The organism is Variovorax sp. E3 (assembly GCF_016082275.1).
GTDB lineage: Bacteria > Pseudomonadota > Gammaproteobacteria > Burkholderiales > Burkholderiaceae_C > Variovorax.
Window position 1 is genome coordinate 1 of record NZ_MOWM01000134.1, and the last position, 23096, is coordinate 23096.

At 68.4% G+C, this 23096-nt stretch carries 25 protein-coding genes and 5 pseudogenes; 21 read left to right on the top strand and 9 right to left on the bottom strand.

Translation table 11 applies throughout. From position 1 onward, the window contains the following. The 4 genes and pseudogenes from BMG07_RS31365 to BMG07_RS31380 form a co-directional block, all read left to right on the top strand. Nucleotides 1-146: pseudogene (locus tag BMG07_RS31365) on the top strand (helix-turn-helix domain-containing protein); the annotation flags it as partial. Between the two features lie 43 nt (nucleotides 147-189). After that, nucleotides 190-869: pseudogene (locus tag BMG07_RS31370) on the top strand (hypothetical protein). A gap of 42 nt (nucleotides 870-911) precedes the next feature. After that, on the top strand, nucleotides 912-1697 hold the full coding sequence (locus BMG07_RS31375; RefSeq protein ID WP_198087782.1) for a thioredoxin family protein: 786 nt from the start codon (nucleotides 912-914) through the stop codon (nucleotides 1695-1697). A gap of 31 nt (nucleotides 1698-1728) precedes the next feature. Next, nucleotides 1729-2364, top strand: a complete 636-nt coding sequence (locus BMG07_RS31380) for a hypothetical protein (protein ID WP_198087783.1) — start codon at nucleotides 1729-1731, stop codon at nucleotides 2362-2364. Between the two features lie 14 nt (nucleotides 2365-2378). Here the strand turns inward: BMG07_RS31380 and msrA are convergent, their stop codons facing one another. From msrA to BMG07_RS31400, 4 genes are all read right to left on the bottom strand, one after another. Further along, nucleotides 2379-3080 (bottom strand): peptide-methionine (S)-S-oxide reductase MsrA, encoded by a 702-nt coding sequence (msrA, locus tag BMG07_RS31385; protein WP_198087784.1) that lies wholly within the window; start codon nucleotides 3078-3080, stop codon nucleotides 2379-2381. Nucleotides 3081-3196: 116 nt separating this feature from the next. After that, nucleotides 3197-3478, bottom strand: coding sequence for a pentapeptide MXKDX repeat protein (locus tag BMG07_RS31390; RefSeq protein WP_198087785.1), 282 nt, complete (start codon nucleotides 3476-3478; stop codon nucleotides 3197-3199). A 105-nt stretch (nucleotides 3479-3583) separates the two neighbouring features. Further along, nucleotides 3584-4375 (bottom strand): molybdopterin-binding protein, encoded by a 792-nt coding sequence (locus BMG07_RS31395; RefSeq protein WP_198087786.1) that lies wholly within the window; start codon nucleotides 4373-4375, stop codon nucleotides 3584-3586. Continuing rightward, nucleotides 4372-5031 carry a cytochrome b/b6 domain-containing protein gene (locus tag BMG07_RS31400; RefSeq protein ID WP_198087787.1) on the bottom strand — a complete coding sequence of 220 codons (660 nt, stop codon included), beginning with the start codon at nucleotides 5029-5031 and terminating at the stop codon, nucleotides 4372-4374. Before BMG07_RS31400 ends, BMG07_RS31395 begins: the two co-directional genes overlap by 4 nt. 98 nt (nucleotides 5032-5129) lie before the next feature. On the opposite strand from BMG07_RS31400, the gene BMG07_RS31405 reads away from it, so the two are divergent. From BMG07_RS31405 to BMG07_RS31415, 3 genes are all read left to right on the top strand, one after another. Next, on the top strand, nucleotides 5130-5855 hold the full coding sequence (locus BMG07_RS31405) for a response regulator transcription factor (protein ID WP_198087788.1): 726 nt from the start codon (nucleotides 5130-5132) through the stop codon (nucleotides 5853-5855). Further along, nucleotides 5855-7345: a HAMP domain-containing sensor histidine kinase gene (locus BMG07_RS31410; protein WP_198087804.1), complete on the top strand. Its 1491-nt coding sequence runs from the start codon at nucleotides 5855-5857 to the stop codon at nucleotides 7343-7345. Before BMG07_RS31405 ends, BMG07_RS31410 begins: the two co-directional genes overlap by 1 nt. 82 nt (nucleotides 7346-7427) lie before the next feature. Further along, nucleotides 7428-8363, top strand: coding sequence for a crotonase/enoyl-CoA hydratase family protein (locus tag BMG07_RS31415; protein WP_198087789.1), 936 nt, complete (start codon nucleotides 7428-7430; stop codon nucleotides 8361-8363). An 11-nt stretch (nucleotides 8364-8374) separates the two neighbouring features. Here the strand turns inward: BMG07_RS31415 and BMG07_RS31420 are convergent, their stop codons facing one another. Together BMG07_RS31420 and BMG07_RS43165 are read right to left on the bottom strand one after the other, a co-directional pair. Next, nucleotides 8375-9091: a transglutaminase family protein gene (locus tag BMG07_RS31420; protein WP_307867138.1), complete on the bottom strand. Its 717-nt coding sequence runs from the start codon at nucleotides 9089-9091 to the stop codon at nucleotides 8375-8377. Between the two features lie 95 nt (nucleotides 9092-9186). Then, nucleotides 9187-9282 (bottom strand): annotated as a pseudogene (locus tag BMG07_RS43165) (transglutaminase family protein); the annotation flags it as partial. Between the two features lie 116 nt (nucleotides 9283-9398). Between BMG07_RS43165 and BMG07_RS31425 the strand changes: the two are divergent. Beyond that, the gene (locus BMG07_RS31425) at nucleotides 9399-9719 is read left to right on the top strand and encodes an antibiotic biosynthesis monooxygenase (RefSeq protein ID WP_198087790.1); all 321 of its coding nucleotides are present in this window, start codon (nucleotides 9399-9401) and stop codon (nucleotides 9717-9719) included. 51 nt (nucleotides 9720-9770) lie between these two features. Here BMG07_RS31425 and mnmC read toward each other — a convergent pair whose 3' ends face one another. Further along, nucleotides 9771-11612 carry an FAD-dependent 5-carboxymethylaminomethyl-2-thiouridine(34) oxidoreductase MnmC gene (gene mnmC / locus BMG07_RS31430; protein ID WP_198087791.1) on the bottom strand — a complete coding sequence of 614 codons (1842 nt, stop codon included), beginning with the start codon at nucleotides 11610-11612 and terminating at the stop codon, nucleotides 9771-9773. Nucleotides 11613-11628: 16 nt separating this feature from the next. Then, on the bottom strand, nucleotides 11629-11904 hold the full coding sequence (locus BMG07_RS31435; protein WP_198087792.1) for an oxidative damage protection protein: 276 nt from the start codon (nucleotides 11902-11904) through the stop codon (nucleotides 11629-11631). A gap of 139 nt (nucleotides 11905-12043) precedes the next feature. Between BMG07_RS31435 and BMG07_RS31440 the strand changes: the two genes are divergently transcribed. From BMG07_RS31440 to BMG07_RS31490, 11 genes and pseudogenes are all read left to right on the top strand, one after another. Then, a complete protein-coding gene (locus tag BMG07_RS31440; RefSeq protein ID WP_198087793.1) occupies nucleotides 12044-13084 on the top strand; it encodes a sulfate ABC transporter substrate-binding protein in 1041 nt (346 codons plus the stop codon). Between the two features lie 127 nt (nucleotides 13085-13211). After that, nucleotides 13212-13796, top strand: a complete 585-nt coding sequence (gene ssuE, locus BMG07_RS31445) for an NADPH-dependent FMN reductase (RefSeq protein WP_198087794.1) — start codon at nucleotides 13212-13214, stop codon at nucleotides 13794-13796. Between the two features lie 134 nt (nucleotides 13797-13930). After that, nucleotides 13931-14068: a hypothetical protein gene (locus tag BMG07_RS31450; protein WP_198087795.1), complete on the top strand. Its 138-nt coding sequence runs from the start codon at nucleotides 13931-13933 to the stop codon at nucleotides 14066-14068. Nucleotides 14069-14099: 31 nt separating this feature from the next. After that, nucleotides 14100-15058: pseudogene (locus tag BMG07_RS31455) on the top strand (sulfonate ABC transporter substrate-binding protein). Beyond that, nucleotides 15058-16227, top strand: coding sequence for an FMNH2-dependent alkanesulfonate monooxygenase (gene ssuD, locus BMG07_RS31460; RefSeq protein ID WP_198087796.1), 1170 nt, complete (start codon nucleotides 15058-15060; stop codon nucleotides 16225-16227). The pseudogene BMG07_RS31455 and the gene ssuD overlap by 1 nt, the downstream one beginning before the upstream one ends. Before the next feature lie 9 nt (nucleotides 16228-16236). Further along, the gene (gene ssuC, locus BMG07_RS31465; protein WP_198087797.1) at nucleotides 16237-17082 is read left to right on the top strand and encodes an aliphatic sulfonate ABC transporter permease SsuC; all 846 of its coding nucleotides are present in this window, start codon (nucleotides 16237-16239) and stop codon (nucleotides 17080-17082) included. Nucleotides 17083-17092: 10 nt separating this feature from the next. Continuing rightward, on the top strand, nucleotides 17093-18070 hold the full coding sequence (locus BMG07_RS31470; protein WP_198087798.1) for an aliphatic sulfonate ABC transporter substrate-binding protein: 978 nt from the start codon (nucleotides 17093-17095) through the stop codon (nucleotides 18068-18070). Between the two features lie 4 nt (nucleotides 18071-18074). Continuing rightward, complete coding sequence (locus tag BMG07_RS31475) at nucleotides 18075-18908, top strand: ATP-binding cassette domain-containing protein (RefSeq protein ID WP_198087799.1); 834 nt, start codon at nucleotides 18075-18077, stop codon at nucleotides 18906-18908. A 37-nt stretch (nucleotides 18909-18945) separates the two neighbouring features. Continuing rightward, entirely contained in the window at nucleotides 18946-20235 is a 1290-nt protein-coding gene (locus tag BMG07_RS31480) for an O-acetylhomoserine aminocarboxypropyltransferase/cysteine synthase family protein (protein ID WP_198087800.1), read from the top strand. Between the two features lie 21 nt (nucleotides 20236-20256). After that, the gene (locus tag BMG07_RS31485; RefSeq protein ID WP_198087801.1) at nucleotides 20257-20853 is read left to right on the top strand and encodes a malonic semialdehyde reductase; all 597 of its coding nucleotides are present in this window, start codon (nucleotides 20257-20259) and stop codon (nucleotides 20851-20853) included. Nucleotides 20854-20902: 49 nt separating this feature from the next. Then, the gene (locus BMG07_RS31490) at nucleotides 20903-21118 is read left to right on the top strand and encodes a molybdopterin-binding protein (RefSeq protein ID WP_007829250.1); all 216 of its coding nucleotides are present in this window, start codon (nucleotides 20903-20905) and stop codon (nucleotides 21116-21118) included. Between the two features lie 56 nt (nucleotides 21119-21174). On the opposite strand, the gene BMG07_RS44415 is transcribed toward BMG07_RS31490, so the two are convergent. Continuing rightward, complete coding sequence (locus BMG07_RS44415; protein ID WP_198087802.1) at nucleotides 21175-21918, bottom strand: DUF4261 domain-containing protein; 744 nt, start codon at nucleotides 21916-21918, stop codon at nucleotides 21175-21177. 283 nt (nucleotides 21919-22201) lie between these two features. On the opposite strand from BMG07_RS44415, the gene BMG07_RS31500 reads away from it, so the two are divergent. Together BMG07_RS31500 and BMG07_RS31505 are read left to right on the top strand one after the other, a co-directional pair. Further along, a complete protein-coding gene (locus tag BMG07_RS31500; RefSeq protein WP_198087803.1) occupies nucleotides 22202-22588 on the top strand; it encodes a rhodanese-like domain-containing protein in 387 nt (128 codons plus the stop codon). 45 nt (nucleotides 22589-22633) lie between these two features. Then, nucleotides 22634-23096, top strand: a pseudogene (locus BMG07_RS31505) (serine acetyltransferase); the annotation flags it as partial.

Sequence of the window (23096 nt, forward strand, 5' to 3'; positions counted from 1 at the left end):
GCACCGTGCAGCGCGCGCTGGCCGAGCTCGAGGCGCAGGGCCGCGCGCGCGCCATCGGCCAGACCCGCGCGCGGCGCTGGCTGTCGCCGCCGCTGGCGGGATTCACGACGATCTTGTTACTCCCCTCCGCGCTGCCGATTGAATAAAGTTGTCTCCACGGCGCCACTTCCGGCGCACGAGGAGCCAGCGATGAGCAGCAAGACAAGCCAGAACAGCCCCCGGAGCGCCACGGTGCACGCGGCCGAAATCGTGCGCGAATACGGACCCTTCGCGGGTTCCGACAAGGTGAACGGCGTGACCTACGACGGCCAGCGCGTGTGGGCCGCCACCGGCGGCGCGCTGGTGGCCTTCGACCCGGCCAGCGGCGAAACCCGGCGCACGCTCGACGTCGCCTGCGACGCCGGCACCGCCTTCGACGGCACGCACCTCTACCAGATCGCCGATGCGCGCATCGACAAGATCGACCCGGCCACCGGCAAGGTGCTGGCATCGATTCCGCGCCCGGCAAGGGGCTGGACTCGGGCCTGACCTGGGCCGAGGGCAGCCTGTGGGTGGGCGCGTACCGCGACCGCAAGATCCACCAGATCAACCCCGCGACCGGCGCGGTGGTGCGAACCATCGAGTCCAACCGCTTCGTCACCGGCGTGACCTGGGTCGACGGCGAGCTGTGGCACGGCACCTGGGAAGGCGACGAGAGCGACATCCGCCGCATCGACACGCAAACCGGCGCCGCGCTCGAGCGGCTGCAGATGCCGCCGGGCGTGGGCGTGAGTGGGCTGGAGTCCGACGGCGCCGATCTTTTCTATTGCGGTGGCGGCGGCAGCGGCAAGGTCCGCGCGGTGCGGCGCCCCAAGGCGGTCCGGTCCTGAACGGTCCGATCCATTCATCTCTTTCACAAGGAGCAACCCATCATGAACACCACCGTGGCCGAAGCCGGCATCCAGAACCATCCTGTCGTGTCCGGCGATCGCTGGCTGGCCCAGCGCAAGACGCTGCTGGCGCGCGAAAAAGAGCTGATGCGGCTGCACGACCAGGTCGCCCGCGAGCGCCGCGCGCTGCCGTGGGAGCGCATCGAGAAGAACTACGTGTTCGACACGCCCGACGGCAAGCGCACGCTCGCCGAGCTGTTCGAGGGCCGGCGCCAGTTGCTGGTGCAGCACTTCATGCTCGGGCCGGACTGGGCGCAGGGCTGCCCGAGCTGCTCGTACATGGCCGACCACACCGACGGCATGAACGTGCACCTGGCGCAGCGCGACATCACGTTCGTGGCCATCTCGCGCGCGTCGCTGGCCGAGATCGCGCGCTTTCGTGAGCGCATGGGGTGGCAGTTCAAGTGGGTGTCGTCCAGCGGGAGCGACTTCAACTACGACTTCCACGTGAGCTTCACGCCCGAGGAGCAGGCCACGGGCCAGGTTGCCTACAACTACGGCAAGCTGCCTTTCCCGATGGAAGAGGCCCCCGGCGTCAGCGTGTTCTACAAGGACGACGCGGGCGATGTCTTCCACACCTACTCGACCTTCGGTCGCGGCGTGGAAGTGATGATGGGCGCCTACAGCCTGATGGACCTCACGCCCCAGGGCCGCAACGAGCGCGACGTGCCGAACAAGATGGAGTGGGTGCGGCACCACGACCGCTACGAGCCGGCGCCGGCCGCGAAGCCCGCCGCGGCGCATGCGTGCTGCGCCTCGAACGGCTGAGCCTGTCACCGCCGAACGGAGTGAGCGTGCCATGGCAACCCTGTGGCCCTGGCTGGCCGTCGCCGGCCTCGGCGCCCTGCATGGGCTGAGCCCCGCGAACGGCTGGATGTTCGCCGCCGCATGCGGCGTGCAGGCCCGCGACGGCGCGCAGGCGCGGCGGGCCTTGCTGCCCATCGCCCTCGGGCACGCGGTGTCGGTCGGGGTCGTGGCCTGGGCCTTTGCGCTGGGCATGTCGGCGCAGCGCGCACAGGTGCAGGGGGTGGCAGGGGTGCTGCTGCTGGGCGTGGCGGCGTACCGCTGGCTGCGCGGGCCGGGGCGCCCGTCGGCAACCCCCAAAGGGCTGAGGGCCGGTCATGCCGGCATCGCGCTCTGGTCTTTCCTGATGGCTTGCGCGCACGGGTCGGGGCTGATGCTGGTGCCCGCGCTGATGCCGCTGTGCCTGGCCGACAACCCGGCGCGCGAGATCACGGCTTCCGGCTCGCTGCTGCTGGCCCTGGCGGCGGTGGGTGTGCATACGGCGGCGATGCTGGCGACCACCGGTGTCATCGCCACGGGCGTGTACCGGGGCCTTGCCATGCACCCGCGGTTGCTGCGTGGCACCGCGCCGCGCCAGGCCTGGACAGCGGCGCTGGCGGTGACCGGCGCGCTGCTGATCGCGCTTCGCTAGCGCGGGCCCGGTGGTCAGCCGGCCTTGGCGGCCTTCACGAGCGAGGGCGTTGCCTTGTACATCTCCGGGAACAGCTTCTTCAGGTCGTCGATCTTCGGCAGGTCGTTGATCGCGATGTAGGGCTGGTTCGGGTGCAGCGTCAGGTAGTCCTGGTGGTAGTCCTCGGCCGCGTAGAAGGGCTTGGACGTTTCCACCGTGGTGGCCAGCGGCTTGCCGAAGGTCTTGGCCTGGTTGAGCTGCGCGATGTAGTCCTTGGCGATGCGCGCCTGCTCGGCGTTTTCCGCGAACACGGTCGAGCGGTACTGCGTGCCGCTGTCGGGGCCCTGGCGGTTGAGTTCGGTCGGGTCGTGCGCCACCGAGAAGTAGATCTGCAGCAGCTTGCCGTAGCTGATCTGCTGCGGGTCGTAGGTGATGCGCACCGATTCGGCGTGGCCCGTGCGGCCCGAGCCGACTTCTTCGTAGCGCGCCGTCCTGGCGTCGCCGCCGGCATAGCCCGAGACGGCGTTGCTCACGCCCTTGACGCGCTGGAACACACCCTGCACGCCCCAGAAGCAGCCGCCCGCGAACACGGCGGTTTCGGTCTTGGCGGTGGGCGCGGCGGTGATGTCGGCCGTGGGGGCGGGCACGCGGCGCGACGGCTCCGCCGACGAGGGCACGGCATACCAGACCAGGGCTGCGGCGGCCAGCGTGCCGGCGGTCAGTGCGAATGATTTCATGGGCTTTGCTTTCAGGAAGGGGCCGGTCGGCGGACCGGCGGATGGCGCGACATTGCCCCTTGGCCCGCCTTTCGTCAATGCCGGGGCGGACGGGCGGGGCGACGTGCGCGTCGTGCTTACTTGGACATCGAGTCCTTCGACATGGCGTCCTTCTTCATGCCGTCCTTGGACATCGAATCCTTGGACATCGAGTCCTTGGCCATCGAATCCTTCTTCATGCCGTCCTTCGACATGGAATCCTTGGCCATGGAATCTTTCTTCATGCCGTCCTTGGCCATCGAATCCTTCGACATCGAGTCCTTGGCCATGCCGTCCTTCGCCATTTCGTCAGCGGCAAAGGCCGAGGCGCCGGCGAAGGCGATGCAGGTGGCGAGCAGGGTTGCGGTGAGCTTGTTCATTTGGAATCTTCCAGTTGAGTGAGTTGTCATTTTTCAAAAATTCGGCTCGGTTCCAGGGAACACGGCCTCGCGCTTTCTTCGGCAGTCGAGCGGCGGTGCGGCCCCTCAGCTCCCTCCGAACCAGTTGTAGCCCTGGTCTTCCCAGTAGCCACCTGTGTAGGTGTTGGTGACGAACATCGCCTTGATGTGCTTGGGGTTCTTGTAGCCAAGCTTGGTCGGCATGCGCAGCTTCATCGGAAAGCCGTACTTGGGCGGCAGCGGCTGCCCGTCGTAGGTCAGCGTGAGCAGCGTCTGCGGGTGCAGCGCGGTGGGCATGTCGATGCTGGTGTAGTAGTCGTCCGCGCACTTGAAGCCGACGTACTTGGCCGTGGTGTCGGCGCCGATGTGGCGCAGGAAGTCGGCAAAGCGCACGCCGCCCCACTTGCCGATGGCGCTCCAGCCTTCCACGCAGATGTGCCGCGTGATCTGGTCGTGCTGCGGCATGGCGCGCAGCTCGGCCAGCGTCCAGGCGCGCTTGTCGGCGACCATGCCGGTCACTTCGAGCCTGTAGGTGGCCTCGTCGACCTCGCGCACCTCGTCTTCGCCGTAGAAGGCGTTGAAGGGGAAGGGGCGGGTGATCTCGGCCTCGGTGTAGGTCGGCGCAAGCTGCGTGGGGCTGAAGATCAGGCCCTGCACCTTGTCGTTGAAGCGAGAAATCTTGGTGAGCGCGGCGTCGACCTGCGCGTTGTCGCTGATGCTGCAACCCGTGAGCAGCGACAGGCCGCCCAGCGTGAGCGAGCGTTGCATGAAGGCGCGGCGCGAGGGCTGGTCGAGCTTGCCGGCAATCAGCGTGCGGGCTTCGCGCAGCACGGCGTCGCCGTCGATGTTGCTCAGGGTGGGGGCTTTGAAGATCTTCATCTCAGGCTTGGTGCGCGGCCGCGCAGCATGGTCAGGAGCGTGCGGGGCACCAGGGCCACCATCACGAGGTGCACGACAACGAAGGCCACGATGGCCGCCATCGCGAAGAAATGAATGCGGCGCGCAAACTCGTAGCCGCCCAGCAGGTCGCGCAGCAGCGGGAACTGCACCGACTTCCACAGCACCAGGCCCGACAGCACGATCACGATCAAATCGAGCATCACGAACAGGTAGGCCAGCTTCTGCACGCTGTTGTAGTGGCGCGGGTCGGCATGCGAGAGCTGGCCCTTGAGCGCGGCCAGGGCGTCGTGCAGCACGCCGCGCGGCGTCACGGGAAAGAACTTGCGCGCCAGCCGGCCGCTGGCGATGTTCACGGCCAGGTACACGAGGCCGTTGAACACCAGCAGCCACATCGCCGCGAAGTGCCACTGCAGCGCGCCGCCGAGCCAGCCGCCCAGCGTGACGACGGTCGGAATGGTGAACGGAAAGAAGGGCGAGGCGTCGTAGATGCGCCAGCCGCTCGTCACCAGGATCAACACCGCCAGTGCGTTGAGCCAGTGCGTGATGCGCATCCACAGCGGGTGGATGGGGCGAGCATCGACCGGCTGGACCGGGCCGGCCGGATCGGCAAGAGGGGCGATGGCGGTGCTGTTCATGGGGCGGATTGTTGGGCGCACCCCATGGCCGATTCATCACGCAAACTTCAATTAATCGTGATAACTCCAGAACCCGTATCGCGGGAGAATGGCGCCCTATGGACACTTCCAAGCGCGTGCTGATCGTCGAGGACGACGCCCACATTGCCGAGCTGCTGCGCATGCACCTGCGCGACGAGGGCTATGCGGTGGAGCACGCCGCCGACGGCCACGCCGGCCTGCGCGAACTGGAGCGCGGCAACTGGGACGCGCTGGTGCTCGACCTGATGCTGCCCGGCATCGACGGCCTGGAAATCTGCCGCCGCGCCCGCGCCATGACCCGCTACACGCCGATCATCATCATCAGCGCGCGTTCCAGCGAGGTGCACCGCATCCTCGGGCTGGAGCTGGGCGCCGACGACTACCTGGCCAAGCCCTTCTCGGTGCTGGAGCTGGTGGCGCGCGTGAAGGCGCTGCTGCGGCGCACCGACGCACTGGCCCGCAACGCGCGCATGGAGTCGGGCAGCCTCACGCTGGGCAACCTGGACATCGAGCCGCTGGCGCGCGAGGTGCGGGTGGACGGCAAGCTCATCGAGCTCACGCCGCGCGAGTTCGACCTGCTGTACTTCTTTGCCCGCAACCCCGGCAAGGTGTTCTCGCGGCTGGATTTGCTCAACCAGGTCTGGGGCTACCAGCACGACGGCTACGAGCACACCGTCAACACGCACATCAACCGGCTGCGCACCAAGGTCGAGGCCGACCCCGCCGAGCCGCGCCGCATCCTCACGGTGTGGGGGCGCGGCTACAAGCTGTCGGCCAGCGCGAACGGGGAGGACGCCTCGTGATGGCCTGGGCCACGCTGTCGCGGCGGCTGTCGGCCGTGTTCGCGGTGCTGCTGCTGGTGTGCTGCGGCGCCTCGGTGTGGCTGCAGGTGTGGGCCAGCGGCAAGCACGAGCAAGAAGTGGTGCAGCGGCTGTCGAGCGGGCTGGCCGCGCACATCGCCGAGAACTCCGAACTCATGAAGCCCGGCGGCCTGAACCAGGACGCGGTGAAAGACCTGTTCGACAAGCTCATGGCCGTCAACCCGAGCGTGGAGGTCTACCTGCTGGGGCTGGACGGCCGCATCGAGGCGCAGGCCGCGCCGCCCGGCCACCTGAAGCGCGACCGGGTCGAGCTGGCGCCCATCCGCAAGCTGCTGTCGGGCGCGCCGATGCCCATCGTGGGCGACGACCCGCGCAGCCTGGGTGGCACCAAGGTGTTCAGCGCGGCGCCGCTGCGCATGGGCGGGCGCGACGCGGGCTATGTGTACGTGGTGCTGCAGGGCGAGGACCACGACGCGCTGGTCGCCAACCTGGCGGCCGACAACGTGCTGCGCACCACGCTGTGGTCGATGGGGCTGGTGGCGCTGCTCGGGCTGCTCGCGGGGCTGGCGGCGTTTCGGCTCATCACGCGGCCGCTGCGCGAGCTGACGGCCGCCGTGAAGCGCTTCGAGACCGAGGGCATTGCCTCGCTCGAGACCGAAGCGCCCACGCTGGAGCGCCTGTCGCAGGGCGGCGACGAAATCGCGCAGCTGGGCCAGGCCTTCACGCAGATGACGCGCCGCATCGCCGAGCAGTGGCGCGAGCTCACGCTCCAAGACCAGCAGCGCCGCGAGCTGTTCGCCAACATCTCGCACGACCTGCGCACGCCGCTCACGTCGCTGCACGGGTATCTTGAAACGCTGCTGCTCAAGGCCGGCACGCTCGACGAATCGGAACGCCGGCGCTACCTGGAAATCGCGCTCGGCCAGAGCCGCAAGGTGGGCCGGCTCGCGCAGGAGGTGTTCGAGCTGGCCCGGCTCGAATACGGCGTGGTCAAGCCCGAGAAAGAGAACTTCGCGCTGGCCGACCTCGTGCAGGACGTGTTCCAGAAGTTCGAGCTGGCGGCCGAGGCGCGCCACCAGCGGCTGCGGCCCGACATCGCGTCGGGCCTGCCGGTGGTGTCGGCCGACCTGGGCATGATCGAGCGCGTGCTGACCAACCTGCTGGACAACGCCATCCGCCACACGCCCGAGGGTGGCGAGATCGTGGTGCAGCTGCGCGCCGAGAACGCGGGCGTGACGGTGCAGGTGAGCGACACCGGCCCGGGCATTCCGGGCGAGCTGCAGAAGGCGCTGTTCGTGCGGCCCGTGTTCATGAGCGGCGCGCGCAGCACCGACAGCACCAGCAGCGGCGGGCTGGGGCTGGTGATCGTCAAGCGCATCCTGCAGCTGCACGGCAGCGACATCCGGCTGGTGCAGCAGCCCGACAAGGGGGCGGTGTTTCGCTTTCAGCTGGGGGGCGTCGCGGGGGTCTGAAGCGGTTGCCGGTTTGCCTGCGTGCGGCGGTCGATGCTAAAAAAGCAGCGTGACCCCTACACATACAAGGAGACAAACCGCCATGCCCGCCTTCGACACCGTGCTGATCGACAAGGACCCGCAACACCCGCGCATCGCGCGCCTCGTGCTCAACCGGCCCGACAAGCTCAATGCCATCGGCGAGACCACGCCCTCGGAGATCCGCCAGGCGGTCGAGTGGGCCGAGGCCGACGACGAGGTGCACGTGATCATGGTCGAGGGCGCGGGCCGCGCCTTCTGCGCCGGCTACGACCTGGGCGACTACGCCGAAGGCCACGGCCGCGAGGGGCAGGGCGACCATCCCTGCCGGCAAGAGAAAACACCCTGGGACCCGATGCTCGACTACGCCGCCATGAAGCGCAACACCGACGACTTCATGGCCCTGTGGCGCAGCCGCAAGCCGACCATCGCCAAGGTACACGGCTACGCGGTGGCGGGCGGCAGCGACATCGCGCTGTGCTGCGACCTGCTGGCCATGGCCGACGATGCGCGCATCGGCTACATGCCCACGCGCGTGTGGGGCTGCCCGACCACGGCGATGTGGACCTACCGGCTGGGCGCGATGCGCGCCAAGCAGCTCATGTTCACGGGCGACACCATCACGGGCACGCAGGCGGCCGAATGGGGGCTGGCGAATTTCTCGGTGCCGGCCGATCAGCTCGACGACGCCACCTTGAAGCTGGCGCTGCGCATCGCGGGCGCGCCGCGCTCGCACCTGATGATGCACAAGCTGGTGGTCAACCAGGTCTGGCATTCGATGGGGCTGGAGCAGAGCCAGATGTTCGCGACCGTGTTCGACGGCATCACGCGGCACAACCCCGAAGGCATGTGGTTCCGGCGGCAGGCCGAGGCCGAGGGCTTCAAGAGCGCCGTCGCGTGGCGCGACAGCGGGCGGGACATTCCGGAGGGTGACGAGGCGAGGGCGCTGGTCGCGCAGCTGGAGGCGAAGCTGGCCGCGGCGCGGGCGGCGGTGCGCTGATCGCTTGCGCTTCAGTTCTTGCGGCGCGTGACCACCACGGTCGCTTCGAGGCCTTCATAAGCCTCGGCATCGCCGTACCAGCTGCCCGAGATGGGCGCCGCCTGCGCCGGGTCGCGCGTGACGCCCACGCGGATCAGCTGGCCGCTGCCCATCAGGTTGTTGGTCGGATCGAAGGCCAGCCAGCCGATGCCCGGCAGGTAGGCCTGCAGCCAGGCGTGGGTGGTGCCGGCGCCGGTCATCGAGTCGGCCTGGGCCTGCGTGGCGGTGTCGAGCGCGGCGTCGTAGAGGTAACCCGAGACGAAGCGCGTGGCAATGCCCAGGCGCCGCGCGGCCTCCATCATGAGCAGCGCGTAGTCGCGGCAACTGCCGCTGCCCAGCGCCAGCGTGGCCAGCGGCGTCTGCGTGCCTTCTTCGTCGCGCGCCTTGTATTCGAGGCTCTGGCCGATGTGCGCGTTCATGCGCGCGAGCACCTCGCGCGTGCTGTTGGGCTTGTCGGTGTGCAGAAACTGGTGGGCCCAGCGAATCAGCGTGCCCTGGTTGTCGTCTTCGTGGTGCGGGCGCAGGTAATGCTCGAGGTCGAGGCGCTCCTGCAGCGAGTAGGCGAAGGGCAGGAATTCGGCGGCGGGGTCGAGCGCCAGTTGGTCTTGCTGGGCCGGCACGTGCTCGATGGTGAAGGAGCACACGATGCGCAGCTCGGTCGCCTCGCCCATGGGCTGCACCAGCGCCACGGAGTTGGAGTGCGGGTCTGAATGAGCCGGGTGAAGGCCTGCGGGCTCACCTGAAGATCGGTGGCCAGCACGCGCAGGTCATGGCTGTCGCGCGGACGGAACATGACGCGGTGCAAGCCGAAGGTGACCGGCTTCTTGTAGCGGTAGACGGTGGTGTGCAGGATGTCGTACTGGGTGGCCATGCGTCGCATTCTGGGGCCTTCGTGCGACAAGGGGTGGATTGCGCCGGGCCTATGCCGCAGAATCGGCGCCCGCCCGGGTTCGGGCGGCGTTCTTCGGGCTTTCTACCAAGGGGAATTCGCCAGCCATGTACTCCGCCACCTTCATCTTTGCCAAGAAGCAGTTCGACGATGAATTCCATCGGCTCGACCAGACGATCGCCGAGGCCGCGAAGTCACTGCCGGGCTATCTGGGGGAGGAGACGTGGGAGAACGCGGGCAACGGGCTGGTGTCGAACGTGTACTACTGGGAGTCGCTGGAGAGCCTGCAGGCGCTGATCCGGCACCCGGTGCACCAGCAGGCGAAGGCTTCGCAGGCGGATTGGCTGGATGGGTACAAGGTCGTTATCTCCGAGGTGCTGCGGACTTACGGGGACAGCAAGGTGGACCACCTGTTGGCGCCTGTCTGATTGACTTGGCGTTGTGGTTCGGCGCGCGCTCACGCCGAGGGCCGCTTTCGATCAGAGCCGCTGCGTTCCCAGTGCCTTGGCCAGCGTGGCCGGCAACGGCAACGGCTCGGCATGCCATTGGGCAGCCAGCAGTTCGGCGCACAACGCGGCGAAGCTCAGGCCGCGTGAGCCGAGGGCGGTGCAGGCCCAGAGGCTCGTGTCGCCGGCGGTGAGCGGGCCGACCAGCGGGCGGCGGTCGCCTGAGGCGCAGCGGACGCCTACCCAGGTGTTGACCGCGTCCTGTGCGAATGACGAGGCCAGCGCGGCGGCGGAAGCCGGGTGCAGTCGGGCAAGGCGCTCGCGGTTTGCTTCGCTGTCTGCCGCGTGGGGGGAGAGGTTGGTGCTGTCGCGGTCGAAGGTCGCGCCCGCCAGCCAGATCGGAGGGCCTTCTTCATGCGGCACGCGTGCGATCAGGTGGCCGTCGCCGTTGATCGGGGTCGCGGGCAAGTCGGCGCCGTCGGGCGTGGTGCCCCAGGCGACCTGGCCGCGCACAGGTTGCAGCGGCAGGGTTGGGGCGAAGTGGCCGGATTCGTAGCCGGCACAGATGACCACGCGGTCTGCCTCGATCCATACCGCATTGGCCGAATCGAACAACTGCCACCGGTTTTCATTGCGTTCCAGTCGCGTGACGCGGCAACCACCGCGAAACGTCACGCCGGGCTGGCCTAGCCAAGCGGCGATCAGACGGTGGGGCCGTACCCAGGCCGCGCGGTCGTGCCACAGCGCAGGCGTGTCGCCGGGCAGGCCGGCGGCGGCCAACTGCCCGGCATTCGCGGGCCACGATTCATTGGGGCCGCTGTCACTCCAGCCTGCGGGCACGCGCACATCGCCATCGGGCCGGCGTTCGAGCACGCCGCTGGCGCGCCAGTCGCGGCCTTCTTCGAGCAGCCGGGTCAGTTCGGACCACGTGGCGCGGATGCCGGCGCGCGTGAGGCGCGACAGCAGCGCATCGTCGGGCGACACGTGCGGCGCGAGCATGCCCACGGGCAGGCCGGACGCGCCCGATGCGGGCCGCTCGGCGGCGTCGAGCACGGTGACCCGCCAGCCGCGTCGCGCCAGGCTCGCCGCCACGGCCGCGCCGGCCAGACCCGCGCCGATGACGGCGCAGTGGCCCGGCGTGTCGATGCGCTCGGGCACGGGCTCCCGCCGCCGGACTGTCCAAGCGGGCGCGAACGCGCCGCGCAGGCAATCGCGCTTGGGGGGCAAGCCTTCGTATTCATCGACGCTGAAACCGTACTGCTGGAGCGCGTCTTGGACCGGCTGCGCGATGGTCCAGGTGGCGACGCGCGTGCCTTGCCGCGCAAAGCGCGACACGGTCTTGAGCGTTTCCGGCGACCACATGTCCGGGTTCTGCTGCGGGCTGAAGCCGTCCAGGAAGATGCTGTCGGCCTCGAAGCGCTGCGCGCGCAGCATCGGCTGCACGTCGCCGATGCACACGGTGAGCAGCACGCGGCCGTCGTCGAAGGCCAGCCGGTGAAAGCCGGGCAGCAGGCCATGCCATTGCGCGGCCAACTCGCCGGCCAACGCCGCGAGTTCGGGGTACGCCTCGGCCGCGCGCAGCAGATCGTCGGCCGAAACCGGATGGGCCTCGACCGAGACGAAGTGCAGCAGGCGCGGCCGCCCGGGGTCCGCGCGCCACGCCTGCCAGGTTGTCAGGAAATTGAGGCCCAGCCCGAAGCCGGTTTCGAGAATCAGCCATTGCGGCTGTCCGGCCCAGGCCTGGGGCAGGCCGCAGCCGCCCAGGAACACATGGCGCGATTGCGCCAAGGCTCCGGTCTCGGTGTGATAGATGTCGTCGAAGCGTTCGCTGCGCGGCACGCCGTCGGCGCGCCAGGTCACCGGCTCAGCGGTCACGGCCGAGCCATGGGGTTCAGCTGGCGGGGGGAGGCACGTAGCCCTGGGCCACGTCGGCGCCTTCGCCGAAGAAGTGCTTTTCCATCTGGCGGGCCAGGTACTGACGGGCGCGCAGGTCGGCCAGGTTCAGCCGGTTTTCGTTGACCAGCATCGTTTGTTGCTTGAGCCAGGCGGCCCAGGCTTCCTTGCTGACGTTTTCCCACAGGCGCTTGCCCAAGTCTCCGGGATAGGGCGGGAAGTCGAGCCCTTCGGCCTCTTTGCCGAGTTTGATGCACTGAACCATGCGTGCCATTGTCTTGTTGCCTCTGGTGGGGAAAGCGGTTGCTTAGTTGATTTCGCTATTTAGAACTGAAAACTTGGTCGTTCCAGTTTCTATATGTCGTATTGAGAATACGCAGCTTCATTGATATGCCTTTTTAGAGCAAGACACCATGAGCCTTCGCCGCGACTTTATCAAGCTTTCCCTGGGTGCCGGCGTGGCCGGTGCCATGGCCCTGTCGGCATTGCCGTCGTTCGCGCAGGGCGGAACCGGTCCCGTGACGCTGCTGAACGTGTCGTACGACCCGACGCGCGAGCTCTACGTGGACTACAACCAGGCCTTCGCCAAGTACTGGAAGGCCAAGACCGGCCAGGACGTGACGGTCAAGCAGTCGCACGGCGGCTCGGGCAAGCAGGCCCGTTCGATCATCGACGGCATCGATTCCGACGTGGCCACGCTGGCCCTGGGCGGCGACATCGACGCGCTCGTCACGCACGGCGGCCTCGTCAAGGCCGACTGGCAAAAGCGCCTGCCGCACAACTCGGCACCCTACACCTCGACCATCGTGTTCCTGGTGAAGAAGGGCAACCCCAAGGGCCTGAAGGACTGGGATGACCTCGTCAAGCCCGGCGTGCAGGTGATCACCCCCAACCCCAAGACCTCGGGCGGCGCCCGCTGGAACTACCTGGCCGCGTGGGAGTTCGCCAAGCGCAAGTACGGCGGCGACGCCAAGGCCAAGGAATACATCGGCAACCTGTTCAAGAACGTGCCCGTGCTGGACACCGGCGCGCGCGGCGCGACCATCACCTTCGTGCAGCGCGGCGTGGGCGACGTGCTGCTGGCCTGGGAGAACGAAGCCTTCCTGGCGCTGAAGGAATTCGGCCCCGAAAAGTTCGAGATCGTGGTGCCGTCCATCTCCATCCTGGCCGAGCCCAGCGTGGCCGTGGTCGACAAGGTCGTCGACAAGAAGGGCACGCGCGCCGTGGCCGAGGAATACCTGAAGTACCTCTACTCCGACGAAGGCCAGGACATTGCGGGCCGCAACTTCTACCGCCCGACGTCGGACAAGGCCAAGGCCAAGTACGACAAGCAGTTCCCCAAACTCACGCTGGTGACCATCGACCAGGCCTTCGGCGGCTGGGCCAAGGCCGACAAGGAGCACTTCGCCGACGGCGGCTCCTTCGACCAGATCTACGCACCGAAGCAAAAGTAGCTCGCCCCCAGGCTTCGCGCACTTCGTGTCGCTACGCCTACTCCCTACCGGGGGCGGGCCGGCCGCTTCGGGCGGCCGTGCGCGGCGGCCCTCACGCATTGCATCTCCTACCGATCGAAAGTCTCCTGTGTCCGTTCTCCTGATTGCCGGCAGCCCCTCGGCCCCGTCCCGTTCCACCGCCTTGCTCGACGCGGTGGGCGACCGGCTGGCGAGCCGCCATGCGCGGATCGAGCGGCTCTCCATCCGCGACCTGCCGGCGCAGGCGCTGCTGCTGGCCGACTGGAACCACCCGGCCATCGTCAACGCGATCGCCAAGGTGGCCGAGGCGCGCGTGGTCGTCGTGGCCACGCCGGTCTACAAGGCCGCCTACAGCGGCGTGCTGAAGGTCTTTCTCGACCTGCTCTCGCAGAACGCGCTGAAGGGCAAGACGGTGCTGCCGCTGGCCACCGGCGGCAGCCCGCACCACATGCTCGCGCTCGACTACGCGCTGCGCCCCGTGCTGCAGTCGCTGTCGGCGCGCCACATCCTGCCGGGCGTGTACGCCAGCGATTCGCAGATCACGCTCACGCCCGAAAACGCCTACCAGGTGCACCACGACCTGGCCGAGCGACTCAACGAGGCCGTCGAGGTGCTGGCCACCGAAGGCCTGAAGCTGCCCGCGACCCACGGCTTCGAGCCCGTGCCGTTCTCGCGCGTGCGATGTAGCGTCTGAAGCCGGGGCTCGCGCAGCGCGGGCCCGGCATTGCCGACCTCATCCCTCATCCCGTTTTTTTGAAAGCCGCGTGCGCGCGGCGCGGGACAGCTTTTGCCCGACGTTTTGCAAACACCAAGCCAAGGAATCCACGCATGACCCCCGTTGCCACCGAAGACTCCGTGCTCGACACCACCCCGCGCTCGCTCTGGCATGCGCTGGGCGACCTGGTCGTGAGCGCCATCGTCGTCAGCGCCATCGCGCTGATCGTGAGCTTCATTTCCGCCGCGTGACCGCGCGCCGAACCCTCCACGGACCACTGCCATGACATTGATTTCCGCACCCCGCCGCCGCCTGATCCAGGGCGTGGCCGCCGCCGTCGCGCTGCCTTCCTCGTTCGCGGCGTTGGCCCAGGCCCCCGCGCGCCAGTTCCGCATCGGCCACCAGAAGGGCTATCTCACGCTGCTCAAGGGCCGCGGCACGCTCGAAAAACGCCTGCAGCCGCTGGGCGTGAGCGTGAAGTGGACCGAGTTCACCGCCGGCCCCGTGCAGCTGGAGGCGCTGAACGTCGGCTCCATCGACTTCGGCGACGTGGGCGAAGCGCCGCCCATCTTTGCGCAGGCCGCCGGCGCGCCGCTGGCCTACGTGGGCGCGACCGTGCCGCGTCCGCAGGCCGAGGCCGTGCTGGTGCCCAAGGGCTCGGCCATCAAGACCGTGGCCGAGCTCAAGGGCAAGAAGATCGCGCTCAACAAGGGCTCGAACGTCCACTACTTCATCGTCAAGCTGGCCGAGAAGCATGGCCTGGCGTACAGCGACCTGAACCTGGTCTACCTGCCGCCGGCCGACGCGCGCGCCGCGTTCGAAAAGGGCTCGGTCGATGCGTGGGTCATCTGGGACCCGTTCCTGGCCGCGGCCGAGCAGTCGCTCGAAGCGCGCATCCTGGCCAACGCCACCGGCGTGGTCGGCAACCGCGCCTACTACTTCTCGTCGCTCGACTACGTGGCCAGGAACGCCGACGTGCTGGCCATTGCCATCGAGGAAATCAACAAGGTCGACACCTGGGGCGCCGCCCACCGGAACGAACTGGCCGCCGAGCTGGCCGCGCTCTGGGGCCTGCCCAAGCCCGTGGCCGAGCTGGCGCAGGCCCGCACCGCCTACGGCACCGCGCCGATCACCAAGCCATCCTGGCCGAGCAGCAGCAGATTGCCGACACCTTCTTCGCGCTCAAGTTGATCCCGAAGAAGATCAACGTGCTCGAAGCCGCCGGCGCGGGAGTGGCGTGATGCAGATCTTCTGGTTCCTCCCCACGCACGGCGACAGCCGCTACCTCGGCACGAGCGAAGGCGCGCGCCCCATCGACCTGGCCTACCTGCAGCAGATTGCCGGCGCGGCCGACAACCTCGGCTACGAAGGCGTGCTCATTCCCACGGGCCGCTCGTGCGAAGACCCATGGGTCATCGCGTCCAGCCTGATCGGCTCCACGAAGAAGCTCAAGTTCCTGGTCGCGGTGCGCCCCGGCCTGCACCAGCCCAGCCTGGCCGCGCGCATGGCCGCGACCTTCGACCGGCTCTCGGGCGGGCGCCTGCTGGTGAACCTCGTGACCGGTGGCGACCAGGCCGAACTGGAAGGCGACGGCGTCTACCTCGACCATGCCTCGCGCTACGAACAGTCGGCCGAGTTCATCCGCATCTGGCGCGAGATCATCGCGCGCAGCCATGACGGCCAGGGCTTCGACTACGACGGCAAGCACCTGAGCGTGAAGGGCGCCAAGCTGCTCTACCCGCCGGTGCAGAAGCCGTACCCGCCCGTGTGGTTCGGCGGCTCGTCGGCCCCTGCGCACGAGCTGGCCGCGGAGCAGGTCGATGCCTACCTCACCTGGGGCGAGCCGCCCGCCGAAGTGGCCAAGAAGATCGCCGACGTGCGCGCCCGTGCCGAACGCAAGGGCCGCAAGGTCGAGTTCGGCATCCGCCTGCACGTGATCGTGCGCGAGACCGAAGACGCCGCATGGAAGGCGGCCGAAGAGCTCATCAGCCGCGTGGACGACGAGACCGTGATCCGCGCGCAGGCCGCCTTTGCGCGCATGGACTCCGAAGGCCAGCGCCGCATGGCCGCGCTGCATGCGGGCGGCGCCAGGCGCTCGCGCGCCGAGCTGGAGATCGCGCCCAACCTGTGGGCCGGCGTGGGCCTGGTGCGCGGCGGTGCCGGCACGGCGCTGGTGGGCGATGCGAAGACGGTGGCGGCGCGCATCGAAGAGTACGCCGCGCTGGGCCTGGACAAGTTCATCCTGTCGGGCTACCCGCACCTCGAAGAGGCCTACCGCTTCGCCGAACTGGTGTTCCCGCTGCTGTCGCGCAAGGCCAAGACGCAACTTGCGGGCGGCTCGCTGAGCGGCCCCTTCGGCGAAGTCATCGCCAACCTCGACGCGCCTTCGCGCCTCGTTTCCCAAAGCTGAAGGACCGCCATGACCGAACAAGTTCAGGACCTGCCGGCGGCCGTGCCCGCCGAGCACGAAGGGCATGCGCTGAAGAACTTCGCGCTCAACGTGCTGGGGCGGCTGGTGCCGTGGCTGGTGCCCGTGGGGCTCATCGTGTTCTGGCAGATCGCGTCGTCGCTGGGCTGGCTCAGCACGCGCGTGCTGCCGGCGCCGGTCGACGTGGTCAAGGCCGCGTGGACGCTCACCGCCTCGGGCGAGCTGTGGACCCATGTGAAGGTCAGCGCGGGCCGCGCGCTCGCGGGGCTGGCCATCGGCGGCGGGGCGGGGCTGGCGCTCGGCCTGCTCACGGGCTCGGTGAAGTTCGCCGAGACGCTGCTCGACTCGACCATCCAGATGGTGCGCAACATTCCGGCGCTGGCGCTGATTCCGCTAGTCATCCTGTGGTTCGGCATCGACGAGTCGGCCAAGCTGTTCTTGATTTCGGTGTCGGTGTTCTTCCCGATCTACCTGAACACCTTTCACGGCATTCGCAACGTCGACCCGCAGCTGATCGAGATGGGGCGCACCTACGGCCTGTCGCGTTGGCAGCTGTACCGCGAGGTCATCCTGCCGGGCGCGCTGTCGTCGATCCTGGTGGGGCTGCGTTTCTCGCTGGGCCTGATGTGGGTGATCTTGATCGTGGCCGAAACCATTTCGGCGCAGGCCGGCATCGGCTACCTCACGATGAACGCCCGCGAGTTCTTGCAGACCGACATCGTGCTGGTGGGCATCCTGCTGTACGCGCTGCTCGGCAAGCTGGCCGACCTGTTCGCGCGCGGCCTGGAGCAATGGTGGCTGCGCTGGCACCCCGGTTACCAGCGCAAGGCGAAGTGAGGGCAGGGGCATGACGCATTCATCTCTCACCCGCCGCTCGGTCCTTGCCACGCTGGGCGCGCTCGCCGCGTCCGGTGCGGGCACGGTGCTCGCGCAGGGCGCGGCCACGCGGCCGACGACAGTACGCCTGGGCTACCAGAAGTCGTCCACGCTGATCGCGGTGCTGAAGGCGCAGGGCACGCTCGAAAAGCAGCTCGCGCCGCTCAACGCCACGCTGAGCTGGCACGAGTTCACCAGCGGCCTGCCGCTGCTGGAGGCGCTGAACCTCGACAACCTCGACATCAGCGCCGACGTGGCCGACACCGTGCCGGTGTTCGCGCAGGCGGCCGGTGCCGACCTGACCTTCATCGCGCAAGAAGCGCCGTCGCCCGCGGCGCAGGCCATCGTGGTCCGCGAAGATTCGCCGCTGAAGACCGTGGCCGATCTCAAGGGCAGGAAGGTCGGCTTCGCCAAGGCGGCCGGTGCGCATTACCTGCTGATTGCCGCGCTCGACAAGGCCGGCCTGTCGTTCAAGGACATCGAGCCCGCGTACCTCACGCCCGCCGACGGACGCGCCGCGTTCGAGAAGGGCGCGATCGACGCGTGGGTGGTGTGGGACCCGTTCCTGGCCGCCGCACAGCGCCAGTCGAAGGTGCGCGTGCTGGCCGACGGCGCGGGCATCGCGTCGTACCAGCGCTACTACCTGGCCCGCACCAAGTTCGCGAAGGCGCGGCCCGACGTGCTGCGCGTGGTCTACGCCGAGCTCGAGAAGACCGGCAAGTGGGTCAAGCAGAACCCGAAGGAGGCGGCCGCGTTGCTGTCGCCCGTGTGGGGCCTGGACGCCGCGACCATCGAGCAGGCCAACGGCCGCCGCAGCTACGCGGTGCGCCCGGTGGTGGCCGAAGGCCTGACCGAACAGCAGCGCATCGCCGATGCCTTCTTCGCCGAGAAGCTGCTGCCCCGAAAAATCGATGCGCTGAACGTGGCGCTGTTCAAACCCGGAGCCTGAGCCCATGAGTGCCGTTCTGAAAGACATCCAGCCGCAGCAGGCCATTGCCGGCGGCGTGCGCCTCGAGGCGCGCGGCCTGCACAAGCGCTACGGCGCGCGCGAGGTGCTGCGCAACACGCGCCTGACCATCGAGCCCGGCCAGTTCATCGCCATCGTGGGGCGCAGCGGCTGCGGCAAGAGCACGCTGCTGCGGCTCATCGCAGGCCTGGAAGAAGCGAGTTCCGGCGGCCTCTACACCGACGGCAAGGCCGTGCACGGCCTGCACGACGACACCCGCATCATGTTCCAGGAGGCGCGCCTCTTGCCGTGGCGCCGCGTGCTCGACAACGTGACCTTGGGCCTGCCCGGCGACGCCAAGGCGCGCGGCAAGGAAGTGCTCGCGCAGGTCGGCCTGGCCGACCGCGAGAACGAATGGCCGGCGCGCCTGTCGGGCGGCCAGCGGCAACGCGTGGCGCTGGCGCGCGCGCTGGTGCACCACCCGCGCCTGCTGTTGCTCGACGAGCCGCTGGGTGCGCTCGACGCGCTCACGCGCATCGAGATGCACCGCCTCATCGAGAACCTGTGGCAGCGCCACCGCTTCACCGCGCTGCTGGTGACGCACGACGTGCAAGAGGCCGTGGCGCTGGCCGACCGCGTGATCCTGATCGAAGACGGGCGCATCGCGCTCGACGAGAACATCGCGTTGGCCCGCCCGCGCTCGCAGGGCGACCCGGCCTTTGCCGCCATTGAAAAACGGATCCTCGACAGGGTGCTCCAGAAGTCCGAAGAGACCCAACCCGAAAGCACCGACGCAAGCTGGCTCGGCACCCCGGCGCATGCCCTGCGCTGGGCCATCTGAGCTTGTTCATCCATTCGCCCATTTGAAAGGCAGTCGCATGTCGCAGAACTGGAAATTCGAAACCCTGTCGGTGCACGCCGGCTATTCGCCCGAGCCCACCACCCGCGCCGTGGCGCCGCCCATCTACCAGACGGTGGCCTACGCGTTCGACAGCGCGCAGCACGGCGCCGACCTGTTCGACCTGAAGGTGCCGGGCAACATCTACACGCGCATCAACAACCCCACGCAGGACGTGCTCGAGCAGCGCGTGGCCGCGCTCGAAGGCGGCATCGCCGCGCTGGCGCTGGCCTCGGGCCAGGCGGCCGTGACCTACGCGATCCAGACCATCGCCGAGGCCGGCGACAACATCATCAGCAGCACCGCGCTGTATGGCGGCACCTACAACCTGTTCGCCCACACGCTGCCGCAGTTCGGCATCACCACACGCTTCGCGGACCACCGCGACCCGAGCAGCTTCGAGAAGCTGTTCGACGAAAAGACCAAGGCGGTATTCGTCGAGTCGCTGGGCAACCCGGCGGGCAACGTGACCGACATCGCGGCCATTGCCGAGATCGCGCACCGCCACGGCGTGCCGCTGATCGTCGACAACACGGTGCCCTCGCCGTACCTGAGCCGGCCCATCGAGCACGGCGCCGACATCGTGGTGCACTCGCTCACCAAGTACCTGGGCGGGCACGGCACCAGCATCGGCGGCGCCATCGTCGACTCGGGCAAGTTCCCGTGGGCCAAGCACAAGGAGCGCTTCAAGCGCCTGAACGAACCCGACGTGAGCTACCACGGCGTGGTCTACACCGAGGCGCTGGGCCCGGCCGCCTACATCGGCCGCGCGCGCGTGGTGCCGCTGCGCAACACGGGCGCGGCCATCTCGCCGTTCAACGCCTTCCTGATCCTGCAGGGCATCGAGACGCTGGCGCTGCGCATGGACCGCATCAGCAGCAACGCGCTGGCGGTGGCGCAGCACCTGAAGCGGAGCAAGGCCGTGAACTGGGTGAACTACGCGGCGCTCGAAGACCACGCCGACTACGCATTGGCCAAGAAGTATTTCGGCGGCCGTTCGAGCGGCGTGCTGACCTTCGGCATCGGCGCTGGCCGCGAGGGTGGGGCGAAGTTCCTCGATGCGCTGAAGCTCTTCACGCGCCTGGTGAACATCGGCGACGTGCGCTCGCTGGCCACGCACCCCGCATCGACCACGCACCGCCAGCTGTCGCCCGAAGAGCTGGCCAAGGCGGGCGTGACCGAAGACACGGTGCGCCTGTCGGTGGGCATCGAGCACATCGACGACCTGATCGCCGACCTCGACCAGGCGTTGGCCGCCGCGTCGAACTGAACCGCGAAGGCATTCAAGGCAATGACCACACTGCAAGCCATTCCCGACGCCGCGCTGGACCAACTGTTCCGCAAGGCCCGCACCGTGCACGCGTTCAAGCCCGTGCCCGTGAGCGACGAACTGATCCACAAGCTCTACGACCTCGTGAAGTGGGGCCCGACCGCCTTCAACGCGCAGCCCGCTCGCTACGTGTTCGTGCGCAGCGAGGAAGCCAAGGCCAGGCTGAAGCCGGCCCTGTCGGCTGGCAACACCGCGCAGACGCTGGCCGCGGGCGTGACGGTGATCGTGGCGCACGACACGCGCTTCTATGACCACCTGCCCACGCAGTTCCCGACCTACGACGCCAAGCCGATCTTCGAGAAGAGCGCCGAGGCCGCGCAGGCCACGGCCTTTCGCAACAGCAGCCTGCAGGGCGCCTACCTGATCCTGGCGGCGCGCTCGCTCGGGCTGGACGCGGGGCCGCAGTCGGGCTTCAACGCGGAGCTGGTCGACAAGGCCTTCTTCGCGGATGGCCGCTACCGCGCCAACTTCCTGGTCAACCTCGGCGTGGCAGACCACGCCGGCACTTTCGAGCGCGGCCCCCGGCTGGCGTTCGACGACGTGGCCGAGATCGCCTGATCGCGGCCGTTCACACCCTCACTTCTGTCAACCTGAAAGAGAAACCATCATGTCCATCCAAGCCATCAACGTGCGCAACCAGTTCAAGGGCAAGGTCCGCGAAATCATCCGCGGCGACGTCGTCTCCGAAGTCGATGTCGAAACCGCCTGGGGCATCGTCACCTCGGTCATCACCACGCGCTCGGTCGACGAGCTGCAACTGAAGGTGGGCTCCGACGTGGTCGCGCTCGTGAAGTCGACCGAAGTTTCGATCGCCAAGCTCTGACGGACCCTCGGGCCAGCGACCGACCCGGCGCCGCGTTGGCGCCGGGTTTTTTCATGTCAGGCGGCCAGCGGCACCAGGCGCCAGAGGCCGTAGGGGTTGTGGAACAGCGAGCCTTCCTCGTAGGTCTGGGTGCTTTCCTCTTCGATGCGGTAGACCGGCGCGTCGGCCGCCACCGAGAAGGTCTGGCCGTGGCGGATGGTGGGCTGTTCGGTGAACAGGTAGTGCGTGAAGGCGCGCAGCAGTTCGGTGGCGGCAGCGGGGTCGGTGTCGGGGTCGGTTTGGGTCACCGCATCCTTCAGGCCGAGGTTGTGCATGCCGCAGGAGCACACCTCGTCGCCAGTGAGGTAGATCACCAGCGCCCGGTGCGCGAAGAACAGGTAGAGGTGCTCGCAGTGGTCGAGCCATGCGGCCGGCGTGTGCGCCAGGCCCGTGCTCTCGACCTTCACGCCGAGCCCGCCCGCGCGCACCAGCGCGGCGCCGGCCCGCATGAGCGCTTCGGCGTTCTGCGGGCTGCCGCCGGAGCCCACGAGGTAGACCACCGAGCGGTGCGTGGCGATGGCCGCCATCTCGGGCGTGTCGCGCCAGTGCGGCCCGGCCGCCCAGAAGGCCCTGGGCATGCGTTCGTCGTGGTCCTCGAACACCAGCTCGCAGCTGAAGCGTGTTTCCATGTGCATGAGGATGCGGCCCGCGAAGAGGTAGCCGCTGTCGGTGGCCGCGAGTTGGCGGATCAGCTCGCCGGTGTCTTCCCAGGGGCCGGGGATGCACAGAACCATTTCGGGGTCTTCGATGGGATCGCTCACGGGTGTCCTTCGTCGCTGCGGTAAGGGGTGCCGGCGATTTTGCGGGAAGCCCGTGACGGCTTATAGATCGCCAGGTTGTTAGGAACCGACTTTTGAGTTGTTTGAGCTTGGGCGTGGCACTCCTACAGTGATGGTTATCGCCATCACGCAAGATGGATCGAAGCAACGCACAACAGGAGCCGAAACGCATGTCAGTGGAAGTTGAAGATGTCGTCGCCTTGCGCCCGCCCTCGAAGAGGCCCGGACTCGCGCGACCGAAGCGGGTTGGCCTTATGCAGGTGGCGTGACGCCACCGGTGGCCTGGGAACTGGTGCAGAAGGGCCGGGCGGTGCTGGTCGATGTGCGCTCGGGCGAAGAGCGCAAGTTCGTCGGCCACGTGCCCGACAGCCTGCACGTGGCCTGGGCCACCGGCACGGCGCTCACGCGCAACCCGCGCTTCGTGCGCGAGCTCGAGGCCAGGCTGGCAAAGGAGGGCGGCAAGGAGGCCGTGGCGCTGCTGCTGTGCCGCAGCGGCAAGCGTTCCGCGCTGGCGGCCGAGGCTGCAGCCAAGGCCGGCTTCACGAATGTCTTCAACGTGCTCGAAGGCTTCGAGGGCGAGATCGACGCGCAGCAGCACCGCGGCGGCTCCGACGGATGGCGCTTCCATGGCCTGCCGTGGGCGCAGGACTGAGCGACCGACACCACACACACATTCAAAAAAAGGGAGAGCACACACATGGCCCATTTCGAGGTAAGCGACATCGTTCGCGCACTGCACGGCGTGCGCGACGAATGGCGTGATTCGCAGCGCCGATCGCGCGAGCCCGGCGCGCGCGAGTTTCCCTCGCGCGACGCGCTCGCGCAGATCGTCGAGTCGCTCAAGGGCGCGCTGTTTCCGATGCGGCTCGGCCCGCCGGACCTGCGCCACGAGAGCGAAGACTTCTACGTCGGCCACACGCTGGACGCCGCGCTGCAGGCGCTTCTGCAGCAGGCCCGGCTGGAACTGAACTTCAACGCGCGCCACGAGCCGCGCCCCGCGAGCGACATCGACGATGCGGCCACCGAAGCCGTGCGCCGCTTCGCCACCGCGTTGCCCGGCCTGCGCCGCCTGCTCGACAGCGACGTGCTCGCGGCCTACCAGGGCGACCCCGCCGCGCGCAGCGTCGACGAGGTGCTGCTGTGCTACCCGGGCGTGCTGG